Annotated in this window: 12 protein-coding genes; 4 read left to right on the forward strand and 8 right to left on the reverse strand. The window is 69.2% G+C overall.

Annotated features, from left to right (window positions below; genetic code table 11):
- Positions 1-140 precede the first annotated feature (140 nt).
- Both AB0K82_RS36975 and AB0K82_RS36980 read right to left on the reverse strand, forming a co-directional pair.
- Positions 141-338: a hypothetical protein gene (locus AB0K82_RS36975; protein WP_364406036.1), complete on the reverse strand. Its 198-nt coding sequence runs from the start codon at positions 336-338 to the stop codon at positions 141-143.
- 78 nt (positions 339-416) lie between these two features.
- Positions 417-1,241: an alpha/beta hydrolase gene (locus AB0K82_RS36980; RefSeq protein ID WP_364406038.1), complete on the reverse strand. Its 825-nt coding sequence runs from the start codon at positions 1,239-1,241 to the stop codon at positions 417-419.
- Here AB0K82_RS36980 and AB0K82_RS36985 point away from each other — a divergent pair.
- Positions 1,173-1,508, forward strand: coding sequence for a helix-turn-helix domain-containing protein (locus AB0K82_RS36985; protein WP_364406041.1), 336 nt, complete (start codon positions 1,173-1,175; stop codon positions 1,506-1,508). The genes AB0K82_RS36980 and AB0K82_RS36985 overlap by 69 nt on opposite strands.
- Positions 1,509-1,596: 88 nt before the next feature.
- Here the strand turns inward: AB0K82_RS36985 and AB0K82_RS36990 are convergent, their stop codons facing one another.
- From AB0K82_RS36990 to AB0K82_RS37015, 6 genes are all read right to left on the reverse strand, one after another.
- Positions 1,597-2,922, reverse strand: a complete 1,326-nt coding sequence (locus AB0K82_RS36990; protein WP_364406044.1) for a glycoside hydrolase family 27 protein — start codon at positions 2,920-2,922, stop codon at positions 1,597-1,599.
- A complete protein-coding gene (locus tag AB0K82_RS36995; RefSeq protein WP_364406047.1) occupies positions 2,922-4,469 on the reverse strand; it encodes a glycosyl hydrolase family 28 protein in 1,548 nt (515 codons plus the stop codon). The genes AB0K82_RS36990 and AB0K82_RS36995 overlap by 1 nt, the downstream gene beginning before the upstream one ends.
- 39 nt (positions 4,470-4,508) lie before the next feature.
- Positions 4,509-5,723, reverse strand: a complete 1,215-nt coding sequence (locus AB0K82_RS37000) for a glycoside hydrolase family 88 protein (protein WP_364406049.1) — start codon at positions 5,721-5,723, stop codon at positions 4,509-4,511.
- Positions 5,716-7,476, reverse strand: a complete 1,761-nt coding sequence (locus AB0K82_RS37005; RefSeq protein ID WP_364406052.1) for an alpha-L-fucosidase — start codon at positions 7,474-7,476, stop codon at positions 5,716-5,718. Before AB0K82_RS37005 ends, AB0K82_RS37000 begins: the two co-directional genes overlap by 8 nt.
- 179 nt (positions 7,477-7,655) lie before the next feature.
- Positions 7,656-9,692, reverse strand: coding sequence for a PQQ-dependent sugar dehydrogenase (locus AB0K82_RS37010; protein ID WP_364406054.1), 2,037 nt, complete (start codon positions 9,690-9,692; stop codon positions 7,656-7,658).
- A gap of 238 nt (positions 9,693-9,930) precedes the next feature.
- The gene (locus tag AB0K82_RS37015; RefSeq protein ID WP_364406057.1) at positions 9,931-10,941 is read right to left on the reverse strand and encodes a chitinase; all 1,011 of its coding nucleotides are present in this window, start codon (positions 10,939-10,941) and stop codon (positions 9,931-9,933) included.
- Between the two features lie 237 nt (positions 10,942-11,178).
- Between AB0K82_RS37015 and AB0K82_RS37020 the strand changes: the two genes are divergently transcribed.
- The 3 genes from AB0K82_RS37020 to AB0K82_RS37030 all read left to right on the forward strand — a co-directional run.
- The gene (locus AB0K82_RS37020) at positions 11,179-11,850 is read left to right on the forward strand and encodes a FadR/GntR family transcriptional regulator (protein ID WP_364406060.1); all 672 of its coding nucleotides are present in this window, start codon (positions 11,179-11,181) and stop codon (positions 11,848-11,850) included.
- A gap of 335 nt (positions 11,851-12,185) precedes the next feature.
- Positions 12,186-12,674, forward strand: coding sequence for a sigma-70 family RNA polymerase sigma factor (locus tag AB0K82_RS37025; protein ID WP_345357853.1), 489 nt, complete (start codon positions 12,186-12,188; stop codon positions 12,672-12,674).
- Positions 12,675-12,738: 64 nt separating this feature from the next.
- A partial coding sequence (locus tag AB0K82_RS37030) for a zf-HC2 domain-containing protein (protein ID WP_364406062.1) occupies positions 12,739-12,994 on the forward strand: 256 nt, incomplete at its 3' end.

Below are 12,994 nucleotides of genomic sequence, written 5' to 3' on the forward strand. Positions count from 1 at the left end.
ACGTCGTTCATCGGGTGCCGCCGCGGCCGGTGGGGAAGCCCCGCCCGCGCGGACCTCGTCGATCGCGGTCTCTCGTGGAGGTTCTCGTGGAAGGCGGGCACGCTCTCGGCGGCCCGGGTGCCGTCCACCTCCAGCTTGACCTACCGCCGCACGCCGGTCGTCGGCAGGTCGATGAACCGCACGGCCTTCACGTCGCACGGCATTCCGGTCCTGATCGGGTCGCCCCAGGTCGCACCGTCATCATCGATGTGGACCGGGTAATCCCCGATGCGACCGGAGTCCTCCTCGTCGTCGTTTTCGAGATCGACACCCCTGCCCTTGTAAGCCGGGTAAGCCATGGAGTCAAGGTGTTCGCCGCGGTTTCCGCGCCGTGGGTCGTCGATCGTGTGGACGATGACAAGCGGCCCTCGACGCGGTCACACGTGCCGGTCGGCCGCGAGGAACGACGTCAGCAGCGGGAGGAGGACATCGGGGCGGTCCAACGGGATGATGTGGCCGCAGTCGTCGATGACGTGGGCGGTGAGGTCGTCGCTGACCGGTCGCAACTGGCGTTCGAGGGCGTTCCCGACGGGGTGCGCGCCGATGGCCATGGTGGGCACCGTGAGCCGGTGGGACTCGACGGCGTCCTGGATCTGCCGTGCGCCGGCGGGCAGGGCGCGATAGTAGGAGAAGGCGCAGCGCAGCGCGTCGGTTCCGGTGTAGGCGCCGACGAACGCGTCGCGGATCGGGCGTGGCACGCCGCGGCCCCGGGTGCCGACGGTGAGGAACCAGTCGACGTACTCGGCCTCGTGGCCGGTCAGGACCGTCTCGGCGAGCCCCGGAACCGAGTGGAAGCCGAACCACCACGGCGGTCCGCCGGCGAGGAAGTCCTCGGCACCGGGCAACCGGCCCAGCAGTGACTCCATGAGGACGAGCCGCCTGACGCGGCCGGGCCGCCGCATGGCGAACAGGAACGCCGGCGGGGTGCCCGCGTCGATGCCGACGACCGCCGCCGTCGGTTCGCCCAGAGCGTCGAGGAGGCGTTCGGCGTCGGTGGCGAGGGTGCCGACGTCGTAGCCGTCCGGCGCCCTCGTGGTGGCGCCGAACCCTCGTAGGTCCGGGGCGATGACGCGGTACCGCCCGGAGAGACCGGCGATCACCTCGGTCCACAGCCGCCAGGTGTGCGGGAAGCCGTGCAGCAGCAGGACGGCGGGCCCGTCCCCGGCGGTCGCCACGTTCACCTCGATGCCGTTGACCGGCACCCGGCTTTCGCCGAGCTTCAGCGGCGGATGCCCGGGGTCTCGCAGAAGATGCTGTCCACGACGCTGCGGAGCCTGACCCGCGACGGCCTGGTCGCCCGCCGGGTTGAGCCGACCGTGCCACCGCGCGTCCACTACCGGCTCACCGACCTCGGGCTGTCGCTCGAGGCCGTGCTCGCGGCGGTCCGGGACTGGGCCGAGGAGCACATGGCCGAGATCGACCGCGCCGACAGCACCGACCGTCCCCGGCCCGGCGACGCCGGCGGGTAGCCCTCAGCCGTATGGGAACGGCCCCGCGTCAGGGGACACGGGACGCGGTGGGCCGCCCATCCGCGGCGGCCCACCGCGTGAGAGGGGGTCAGAGCGGGTGGGCGCGGATCAGGCGCGTCTCTCCGGGCCGGAGCGTCGCGGTGTAGGAGTTCGCCACGGTACCGGTCTTCTTCCCGGACCACAGGTCGGTGACGTCGGCACCGCCGGAGAACCCGACCTGCGACCACTTGACGCTCACGGTGGCGTTTCCGGAGGTTCCGGTGTTGAACAGCGCGACGACGTAGTCGCCGTTCGCCTCTTTCTTGCGCCAGACCTGCTGCGAGCCGCTGCTCACGACGCGGCTCGCGGCCACGCCGTCCTGATCGACGCCGATCAGCCGGTCGTTGGTCAGCATCGCCTTGTCGGTGCCGTCCAGGTGGGTCAGGTCGGTGCCGAGCAGCAGCGGCGAGGCCGCCATCGCCCAGAGCGTGAACATCGACCGGCGCTGGTCGGCGGTCAGGCCGGCCTGGTCACCGTTGCCGATCTCCAGCGAGTCCAGGTCGTTCCACCCGCCGGGACCGGCGTACGACTGCCAGGACGCGGCCGACCCGAACCGGCTCGACACGTGCGACCAGTCGGTCAGCGGATAGCCGCTGCCGTTCGAGCCGGAGCCGCAGTAGCACTCGATGTCGCCCTGGGTGCGCCAGCTGTTGGCCAGCCTCTCCCAGGTCGCCCCGTTCGCGATCGGCAGGTTGTTGGACAGCGCGAAGTTGATCGGACGGCCGGTGGCGCGCAGCGCCTTGTCCCACGCCTGGACGTCGGGGACGTCGGCGCTGCCCACTCCGTCGATCTTGAGGTAGTCGACGCCCCACGAGGCGAACTGCTTCGCCCAGGAGTTCACGAACTCCTGGGCGCCGGCCTTGGAGTAGTCGATGTAGTACATGTTCTTGCAGTTGTAGTTCTTCTCCGTCTTGGACGTGTCCGCGATGTCCTTCGCGTGGTATGACGTGCCCTCGATCGGGGTGTTCTTGGTGACGGCGTTCTTGGCGATGCCGGGCGTGACGTAGAAGCCGAACTTCAGCCCCTTGCCGTGCGCATAATCCGCGAGCGCCTTGATGCCGGACGGGAACTTGGAGGTGTCGACGGCCCAGCGGCCGTACGAGTCGACCGTGAAGCCGTTCGAGTCGCACTTCTGCCAGAAGTCGTCGAGGTTGACGTAGACGAAGCCGTGGTCCTTCAGGCCGCTGCTCGCGAGCGCGTCGGCCTGCGCCTTGATCTTCGCCTCGGTCGGCCAGCGGCGGACGAAGCTCCAACTGCTCCAGCCCATCGCCGGCCGGACCGACAGGCCGTTGTCCGAGGCGTGGGCCGCGGACGTGGCCCCCGGCCCGGCCAGCGTGGTCGCCGCCACGGCGAGGGCGGCGAGACGAGATCTCATCATCGGCTCCCGCACGATCGGGTCGAGCCGCCGCTGGTGGCGACGCGCAGCGACCCACCGGAGGTGTTGGCGCCGTTCGTCACGCAGTAGCCGTTGATGCTCTGGAAGAGCAGGTCGGAGGGGCTGTCACCGCCGCGCTGCGCGGTGAAGTGGTCGAAGCTGATCGCGCTTCCGGTGTTGGCGATGACCGCGGGCCGGCCGTCGTCCTCACTGAACCGCACCGAGCTGTTCACGAACTTGATGTTGTTCGCGTTGTGGATGTACCAGCCGTACGCGGGGCGGGTGCCGATGCTCTTCGGGTTGTAGTCACCGCTGTCGCTGGGCACCCCGGTGCCCATCGTGCCGTTCCCGCCGGGCACCGTCAGGTCGACGTTGGTGAACGTCACGTCGCTGATCTGGTTGCCGCCGGACTGCCCCCAGATGGTGGGGCTGAACGACGGGCTCGCGCCGGTGCCGGTGACGTTGTCGACCGTGATTCCCGAGATGTGACCGACTCCTGGGCTGTTGCCACAGCGTTTCCGGGTGCCGACCTTCAGCATGATCGGCGAGCGCACGCCGGACATCGTGATGTCGCTGTAGTGGACGTCGGAGATGTTCGCGCCGTCCATCGACACCATGCCGAGGCCGGACTTCTGCGCGCCGGTGATGGTGATGTGCGAGAACGTGTAGTCGGTGAAGTCGCCGCAGGTCTCCGAGCCGAACATCAGCGCGTTGCAGCACTTGGCCGACAGCTTCGAATCGGTGACGGTGACGTGGCCGCTGGGCAGCTTGGCTCCGAGGGCGTAGTCGCTCTTGAACGGCAGAGCGTCGTCGTTGGCGGAGATGTTCGCGTTCGTGATCGTGACGTTGGTCGTGCTGATGATGTTCCAGCCGTCGCGGTCACTGGCCGTGTCGATCGTCAGGTGGTCGGACGTGACGTGGTCGCAGCCGTTGATGAGCGCCGCGAAGTGGCCGCCGCGACGCAGCGTGATGCCGCTCAGCGTGAGGTTCGTGCAGCGGGTCAGCGAGATGATCTTGTCGGCCTGGCCGCTGTCCGGGTTGCCGGTGATCAGGTGGCCGCCGCCATCGATGGTGCCGGAGCCGGTGAACCCGATGTTGGTGAGCTTGTCGCCGTAGATCATCGCGTCGTGGAAGTGGCTGTGCCCGTAGTCCTGGTACTTGTCGTTGGAGTTCGACTCGGGCTTGTCGTAGCCGGTCCCGCTCGCGCCCTTGATGGTCGAGCCGGAGTCCAGTTGCAGCGTGACGTTGCTCTTCATGTGGATGGTGTTCGAGGACTTGTACGTCCCCGACGGGAAGCGCACCGTTCCGCCGCCGGCGTCATTGGCCGCGGTGATGGCCTTGTTGATCGCGGAGGTGTCGTTGGCGTCGCCGTCGCCCTTCGCGCCGTAGTCCTTGACGTTGAAGGTGCCGGCGGCCGCCGCGCGGGCGGTGGCGCGCGACGGGCGTGCGGCGGCCGCGAGCACGGGCGGCTGCACGAGCCCGAAGACGGCGACCAGCCCGATGAGGGCCGCGAGTGCCTGGACGAGGTGTTTCAGTGGGATCTTCATGGCTCTTTCCGAGAGGAGGCGGGATAGGGGGAGCCAGGGTCAGCGGGCGGCGCCTTCGGTGCGGACGAACTGCTCGTTCATGATCAGAAAGGCGCCGAGGCCGTGGAGGTCGTTGGTCGCCCGGGTCCGGCCGACGTAGTAGGAGTACGAGCCGACGTTCGTGCCGACCGAGATGTCGGTCAGGTTCGTCCGGCCGTCGCTCCCCAGCGAGATCTTCTTCAGCACACCCTGGTAGGCGCGGTCGGCGACCGCCTTGTAGCGCGCGTCGACGTAGCCCTGCTCCACCGCCCGCGACAGCGCGAACGCGAACATGCTGGAGCAGGACGTCTCGGTCCAGTTGCCGGGCTGCGAGCCCTTGTCGACCACCTGGAACCAGCGACCCGTGGCCGGGTCCTGGTAGCGCTCGAGGCCGGCCGCGAGGTCGCGCAGGATGGTGAGCAACCGCGGCCTCCGCGCGTTGGTCGCCGGGACGGCGTCCAGCACGTTGACCGTCGCCATGGCGTACCAGCCGATCGCCCGGCACCAGTGCTCCGGCGCCAGGCCGGTCTTCGAGTTCGCCCAGCTCGCCTGCTTGGACTCGTCGTAGGCGTGCCGCAGCAGGCCGCCCGACACCTGCAGATGGGTGCCGTACACCACGAGTTGCTTGGTCGCCTCGTCGTCGGTGTACGCGGTGTCGCCGAACTCCTTGCCGTACTCGACGAGGAACGGGTCGACCATGTACGCGCCGTCGGCCCACAGCTGGTGGGCCCGGCTGCTGGACGTCCCATGCCAGAACGCGCCGTCGGAGGTCCGCGGGTAGGTCTTCAGCCGGTTGCGGATCTTCGCGGCGGCGGTCTGGTAGCGCGCCTGGCCGGTCTCGTGGTGCAGCAGGACGAGGATCCGGCCCGCCTGCATGCTGTCGAGGTTGCCGAAGCCCTGGTCGATGTTCCCCTTCGAGTCGACGAAGCGGTCCGCCCAGCTCTTGATGTACGACAGGTATTTCGCGTTATGAGTGCGCTGGTAGACGAGGTACTGGCCGTACAGGTACAGGCCGACCGGGTACGACCAGCCGCCGATCTCGCCGGGTGTGTTCCGCGCGATGGTGGAGTCGGCCACCGCCACCGACCAGTCGGTGGCGGCCTTGGCGGCGTGCCCGGGACGGGCGGCCGACGCCGACGTGGTGAGCGCGGTCAGCGCCGCGCAGAGAACCGCCGTGAGCGCGACGGCGGGCGAACGCCGCCTCGAGACGGGAACGCGCTTTCTCGGCCTACGCATAATCGGACCCCAGCCACATCTCGTCGATGAGGAGCTTCTTGTAGAACTTGGTGGCCGAGGACGCGGCCCACGTGCTGTCGACCTCGAGGCGGACGTACCGCGCGGAGGGGATGCCGAGGTCGATGAACCGCACGCCGCGGGCGCTGGGCATCGTCCCGGACTTCACCGTGGACCAGGTCTTGCCGTCGGTGCTGGACAGGACCTTGTACGCCTTGATCCGGGCGGAGTCCTCGGTGCTCGACCGCTTGTAGCTCACCGACCACTCGCGCTGGTTGACGCCGAGGTAGGCGACCTTTTCGGCGGAGCCGAGGTCGAGGGTGACGGTCACCGGCAGGGTGCCGTTGTTGTCCCACCACTTCAGGTAGTCGCCATCGACGAGGTTGCTCGCCGGGTAGCCGCTCCTGGACGCGCTCGCGGTCGCGGTCACGCCGGAGTGGATGCCGGTCCGGCCCGAGGTCTGGACCTTGAAGACGGTGTCGTAGGGGTCCCAGCCGCTGATGCCGGTGATGGTCAGGGACCCGCCGGACTGGCTGAAGTTCAAGGCGGCCCCGGTGCGCAGGTTCGTGACCCCGGTGACCTTGTAGCCGTTGTCGCGGACCTTCAGCGTGCTCGTCGACGGCTTGGTCAGCACGTGGATGTAGTGCAGGTTCCGGTCGGTCCTGCTGATGGTGGTGACGCCGTACGCCCCGTCGTTCCACGAACCGGGCTGCAGGCCGCCGTACATGTAGCCGCCGCCCTCGGTCCCGTCGATCGAACTCCAGATCGGGCCGAGGTAGGTGTTGAGGAAGTCGTTGTAGGAGGCCTGGTTCGACGGAAACCTGCCGTTGACCTGCGCCGTCTCGGCCATCAGCGACTTGATGGAGGAGCCGGCGTTGGCGACGAGCCGCCCGACGTTCAGCGCCTTGTCGACCGAGGAGTTGCTGCCGTCGTACCACCAGGCGCCGCTCGAGGGCAGCTTGTAGCAGGCCTCGGTGAGGCGCGGCGCGGGGGACCAGGTGGCGGCCGGGTAGTCGTACGCCGGGGTCATGCCGGTCTTCTGCTCGTTGCTGACCGTGTCCATGATCGGCGTGTCTTCGTTGTTGTTGGACAGCAGCATGTCCGGCCGGTCCCGGCGGATCTTCTCGTAGAGGCCGTGGTCGATCCAGTACTGGCTGTCGTTGTCGATCCAGAAGCCGGCCAGGTCGGGGTAGTTCTGCATGACCTCGACGAAGTTGTCGTAGGAGAACTGCCCGAAGCCGTCGTTGGTCGTGAGGTCGACGGTCTTGCCCTTGTACTTGGAGTAGGCGGAGGAGTCGAGCCACTCGTGGCCGCCCTCGTCGTGCCACTGGGGGTCGTTGGTCATGTAGAGGATGACCTTGAGGCCCTTGGCCTTGGCGGCGCTGATCAGCTCGCCGAGGAAGTCGCGCTTGGTGGTACAGCTTCCGGGGATCTTCGACGGCCAGGCCCGCGCGTACCCGAGCCGGCTGTGGAATGACGCGAGCACGAGGTACTTCGCATGCAGCTTCTGGGCCTCGCTCACCCAGTAGTCCGCGCTCCAGCCGCCGTTCGTGACGTCGGACTCCCAGGAACTGCAGCTCGTGTGGGCGGGGCTCGTGCGCAGGCCCCAGTGCAGGAACAGCCCGGCGGTGGAGTCCCGGAGCCAGTCCTGGCGCGGGTTGGTCAGGTCGGCCCGTGCGGGGCCGGCCGTCGTCGTGAGGGTGAGGGCGAGCGCCGCCAGGCCGGCGGCCGGAAGGCGCAGTGATCGTCGTCGCATGGGCGGGGTTCTTCCTGGACGGTGGCATGGGGCTGCCGGGACGGGGACCGGCGGCGGGGACCGCCGGAGCGGGAATCAGGGTGGGACGGGGGCGCCGGAGTGGGGGATGAGGGTGACCGCGCCCCGGGCCCCTGGCGCTCCGGGGACGCGGTCACGAACGGGGGTACCTCAGAGGAGGGTCACTTCAGGTCGATCCGGAACACCTTGTCCGAGCCGTCGGCCTGGCCGCCGTTGTTGTCGCAGTTGGTGGTGGACAGCCACAGCGCGTTCTTGCCGGGGATGGTCTCCACCGTGCGCAGCCGGCCGTACGTGTTGACGTAGTAGGCCGCCGGCGTGCCGGTGGTCGTGCCGTCGACGGGAATGCGCCACAGCCGCTGGCCGCGCAGCGCCGCGACGTACAGGGCGCCGTCGGCGTACGTGATGTCGCTGGGCGAGGCCTGCGACACCGACCACTGCACCTTCGGGTCGGTCATCCCTGAGGTGCTGCACTTACCCTCGCAGGTCGGCCAGCCGTAGTTCTTGCCCGGCTCGATGAGATTGACCTCGTCGTACTTGCTGTTGCCGAACTCGGCCTCCCACAGGCGGCCCTGCGGGTCCCAGGTGATGCCCTGCGGATTGCGGTGCCCGTAGCTGTAGACGAGCGTGCCGAACGGGTTGCCGGGTGCCGGCTTGCCGTCCGTGGTCATCCGCAGGATCTTGCCGTTGAGGGAGCTCTTGTCCTGCGCGAGGTCGGGCGTCTGGGCCTCGCCGGTGGTGGCGTACAGGTAGCCGTCCGGGCCGAACTTCAGCCGCCCGCCGTTGTGGTAGCGGTTCTTCTTGATGCCCTGGACGAGGACCTTGTAGCCGCTCAGCGAGCTGCCGTCGTAGGTCATCCGGACGATCCGGTTGCCCTCCGACGCCGTGTGCATGAGGTAGACGTAGTGGTCGCTGCCCCAGTTCGGCGAGACCGCGACGCCCAGCAGGCCGCCCTCGCCGTCGGTGGTCACGACGTTCGGCACGGTGCCGACCTGGGTCCTCGCGCCGCTCTGGGTGAGCTTGAAGACCTTGAAGGAGTCGCGTTCGGTGATCAGCGCGGAGCCGTCGGGCAGCCAGGACATCCCCCAGGGAATCGTCCAGCCCGACGAGACGGTGGTGATGCTCGAGGGCACGCCGCCACCCGACGCGGCCCCCGTCTTCACCGTCACCGCGTTGCTCGCGCCGGAGACGTTGTTGCCCGCGTCCTTCGCCCGCACCGTGAACGTGTAGGAGGTGTTCGCGGCCAGGCCGCTGATGGTCGTGGAGGTGGTCTTGACGCCGGTGACGATCGCCGTTCCGCCGCTGTAGACGTCGTAGCCGGTGACGCCCACGTTGTCGGTGGACGCGTCCCAGGCCAGGGAGACGCTACCGCTCGTCACGCCGGTGGACCGCAGATTGGCGGGCGCGGTCGGCGGTTCGGTGTCGGAGGACGCGGCGGTGGTCACCGTGACCGAGTTACTGCTGGGCGACACGTTGCCCGCGGCGTCCCGAGCGAACACCGTCAGCCGATACTGCGTCTTCGGCGTGAGCCCGGTGATCGTCTTGCTCGTCGCGGTGCCGGCGGCCTCGGAGATCTTGTTGCCGTCGTTGTAGATGTCGTAGGCGGCCACGCCGACGTCGTCGGTCGAGGCGGCCCAGGCGAGAGTGACGCTGTCGCTGGTCACTCCGGTCGAATGGACGTCGCCCGGGGTGGTGGGCGCCTGCGTGTCGCCACCGGTCGAGCCGTAGACCTGCAGTTCCCGCAGAGAGTAGCCGTAGCCGCTGGTGTTCCGGCAGCGTTTCGTGCCGTACACGCGGACGTAGCGGCCGCTCCCCGTCAGGCCGGTCAGATCGTCCGTGCCGCCGTCGCCGGAGGCCGTCGAGTAGACGTCCGTCCAGGTGGAGTGGTCACCGGAGATCTGGACGCGGTACGCCGTGGCGCACGACAGGTCCCAGACCAGCTTGACCTCGCTGATCTGCGCGGTCGCGCCGAGGTCGACGTAGATCCACTGCGGGTCGGAGGCGCGTACACTCGCCCACCGCGTGGAGGTGTCGCCGTCGACGGCGTACTTCGCGACGTAACCCGATCCGCCTTCCGAGGACGCCGTCACGGGCCGATTCTGGCTCAGCAGCACGGGCGAGGCCGCGTGCGCCGGGAATGTACCGATCAACAGCCCGGCGACGAGCGCGCCCGAGCCGAGCAGGGCAAAGGTTTTCTTCATGATCCTGCCGCCGTCCTTGGGAACGGAAAGATGGGATCTTTGCTGGAAATGTAGCAGCGGTGGTGCCGCTGTCAACGCCTTGTTGGATTCTGGTAGACCCGACTTCGTGCCTGTTCGATGTCCGTCAGGCGGCCGGGTGGAGGGTGCGTTCAGAAGGGAGATCCAGGCAAATACATCGGATGTATCTGTCCAGTGGTTGCCGGGTGCTCCTCACGTGGAGGCATTCCCGGCGACGGCGTCAGCCGGTGTACTGGGCGAAGATCTTGGAGTAGGCGTAGGCCGATTGGGACACACCGCTGCACGAGTCGCCGGCGCTTTCGCCGGAGCCGCACGTGCGGTCGCGATTGACGGCCCAGAAGGTGAGTCGGGCGATGTGGTGGGCCTTCGCGTACGCCAGGATCGTCTGGAAGTCGCCGGTGGTCACGGTCTCGTCGGACTCATCGGTCTTGCCGTTCATCGACGAGATGCCGATGTGGGCGTAGGCCACCGAGTCGCTGTACCCGTACGCGCTCTTGACGGTGTTCTTCAGTCCGTCCGCGGCGGCCGTCGTGACGCTGCCCATGGAGCCGCTGTGGCCGCCGAAGTCGAACGGCATGATGACCCAGCCGTCATTGGCGAGGCCGGCCTTGGCGCCCCGGTTGATCAGCGACTTGCCGGTGGAGTCCGGGCCGCTCGGGGTCGTGCCGAACGTGATGTACGTCTTGATCCCGGAGTTCTTCGACTTGACGATCTTCAGCGCGTCGATGACCCGCTGCTGCACCGTTCCGTTGGAGAACTCGGTCGACTCGATGTCGATGTCGATGGCCTTCAGTCCATAGGCGTCGATCACCTTCTGGTAAGCCCCGGCGAGGGCGGAGGCGCTGGAGCAGTGCTCGCCGAGCTTGTTCCCGCTCCAGCCGCCGAACGAGACGACGACGTCGCCGCCCGCGGAGCGGATGGAGTTGATGGCCGTCTTGTCGGAGCCGGTGAGCGAGCGGCTGCCGTCCCACTTCGGGTTGCAGCCGCCGTCCGACAGGACGAAGGCGAGGGTGAGCCACTTGACGCCTGTCGTGGACAGCACCGAGGCGGGTGCCTGCGGGTTCCCCCAGCCGAGGTACTCATACGGGGCGACGGCCACGCCGGGGGAGGCGGCGGCGCTCGGGCCCGCGTCGCGGGCGGCGGGGGTGGCGTGGCCGGGCGCGGCGAGGGCCACCTGGGCGGCCGTCACGGCGGCGGCCGCGGCGAGCAGGGTGCGCGGGGCGATGGACACGGTCGGTCTCCTTCCGCCGACGCGGAACGCGGCCCCCGACGCGCTCCCGGCCGGCGATCTCCGAGTGCGGTCTTGGTTAGGAAACCTTCCTAACCTATGAGTGTCGATGTCACCACCGCCCGGCGCGCTACGTCAAGCCCTGCCGCGTGTGTGGCCGGTGTGGGCCACATGGCAGGCTGGGAACGCGCAAGGGCCCGGTGGCGTTCACCGTGGAGAGCCGGTAGGGGAGGGGCGACGATGCCGATCACGGATGACGCGATCGAGAAGATCAAGGGCATGATCGTGTCGGGTGAGCTGCGGCCCGGTGACCGGCTTCCCAAGGAGGCGGACCTGGCGGCCCAACTGGGCCTGTCCCGCAACTCACTGCGGGAGGCCGTCCGGGCCCTGTCACTGGTCAGGATCCTCGACGTCCGGCAGGGCGACGGCACGTACGTCACCAGCCTCGAGCCGAAGGCGCTGCTCGACGGACTCAGCTTCATCGTCGACCTGCACCACGACAGGACCGTCCTGGAGTTCTTCGAGGTACGCCGGATCCTCGAGCCCGCCGCCACCGCGCTGGCGGCCCGGCAGATCAGCCTCGAGACCGTCGACGCGCTGCGCGACCACCTGGCGAAGGTCACCGACGAGTCGGCCGTGGAGGACCTCGTCGAGAACGACCTGGAGTTCCACCGGCGGATCGCCGAAGCCGCCGGGAACTCCGTCCTGTTCTCCCTCGTCGACACTCTCTGCGGCCCGACCATCCGAGCGCGCGTGTGGCGCGGGCTCACCCAGGAGGGCGCGCTCCGGCGCACTCTGGACGAGCACCACGCCATCCTCGACGCCCTGGCGGCCCGGCAGGCCGAAGTCGCCCACGCCCTGGCCACCGTGCACGTCGCCGGCGTCGAGCAATGGCTGCGCAAGGCCCTCTGACCCGCCGCCGCGCCTCGTCCGTACCGGCGTTGAACCCCGCCCCGGGCGGGACCCGTACTGCCTGACGGCTCCACCACCGCCGGCACGCGGGAGGGATCACGATGGGACCGCATCGGCACGGCCACGCTTCGTGGGTCCGCACGGCCATGGACGAGTCGGCGTACGCGGCGCGGCACCCGCGATCCGGCCGCCGCGAGGTCTATCGTTGACCACCGCGCTCCCGACCGTCCCGGAGAACCCCCGCCATGGCATTTCCCGGAGCGCGCGGCAGGACGAAGGCACGGACCTGGTTGCGCGCGCTGCGCCCGGTGACCGACGCCGACGACGAGTTGATCATCGCCCGGCTGTATCAGGAGTACCACGACCCGCTGCTCGCCTTCGTGATCCGGCACACCGGCGGGGACCGCCAGTGGGCGGAGGACATCGTGCAGGAGACGATGATCCGCGCGTGGCGCAGCCTCGACCAGCTCGACGCGGAGGCGGCCAGCCTGATGCCTTGGCTGGCGACGGTCGCCCGCCGTATCGTCATCGACGAGAGGCGCCGCCGAGGAGCACGGCCCCAGGAGGCGGGCGAGGGCCCTCTCGAGAAGCTTCAGACTCCGGACGGCATGGAGGATCTGCTGCGCGGCGTGGTCGTGTCCGAGGCGTTGAAGGCGCTCAGCCCCGCGCACCGCGAGGTGCTCACCGAGACGGTCCTGCGCGACCGCACGGTCAACGAGGCCGCGGAGGTGCTCGGCATCCCCGTCGGAACGGTCAAGTCACGGGTCTACTACGCCCTGCGGGCGCTGCGCGTCGTCCTCGAGGAGATGGGGGTGACGCCATGACCGAGCGGAGCGAGGGAATCGGCGGCGCAGCCCCACGAGTCGCCCCTCCGACGAAGGAGGACTCATGACCGAGCCGGGGACTCCTCACCACACCGACGTCGGCGCGTACGCCCTGGGACTGCTCGAAGAGGACGACCGGCGAGCCTTCGAGACCCATCTTGCCGACTGCCCCGCGTGTTCGGCCGAGGCGGCCGACCTGTCCGGCCTCCGGGACCTGCTGGCCGGCCTCCGGCCGGCGCCGGACACGGCCGATTCCGGCCCGGCGGGGCCGCGCGCGGCCGGGGCGGGGGACGCCGCGGGCTCCGCCGACGTCGCGAGCC

Origin of the sequence: Actinoallomurus sp. NPDC052274, from assembly GCF_040679475.1 — a bacterium.
GTDB classification, from domain to species: Bacteria; Actinomycetota; Actinomycetes; order Streptosporangiales; family Streptosporangiaceae; genus Actinoallomurus; species Actinoallomurus liliacearum.

Bases quoted from the DNA above. Each gene is read 5' to 3' on its own strand.
- AB0K82_RS36995 (WP_364406047.1), bottom strand. From the start codon at position 4,469: ATGAAGATCCCACTGAAACACCTCGTCCAGGCACTCGCGGCCCTCATC.
- AB0K82_RS36975 (WP_364406036.1), bottom strand. From the start codon at position 338: ATGGCTTACCCGGCTTACAAGGGCAGGGGTGTCGATCTCGAAAACGAC.
- AB0K82_RS36990 (WP_364406044.1), bottom strand. From the start codon at position 2,922: ATGAGATCTCGTCTCGCCGCCCTCGCCGTGGCGGCGACCACGCTGGCC.
- AB0K82_RS37000 (WP_364406049.1), bottom strand. From the start codon at position 5,723: ATGCGTAGGCCGAGAAAGCGCGTTCCCGTCTCGAGGCGGCGTTCGCCC.
- AB0K82_RS37010 (WP_364406054.1), bottom strand. From the start codon at position 9,692: ATGAAGAAAACCTTTGCCCTGCTCGGCTCGGGCGCGCTCGTCGCCGGG.
- AB0K82_RS37005 (WP_364406052.1), bottom strand. From the start codon at position 7,476: ATGCGACGACGATCACTGCGCCTTCCGGCCGCCGGCCTGGCGGCGCTC.
- AB0K82_RS37020 (WP_364406060.1), top strand. From the start codon at position 11,179: ATGCCGATCACGGATGACGCGATCGAGAAGATCAAGGGCATGATCGTG.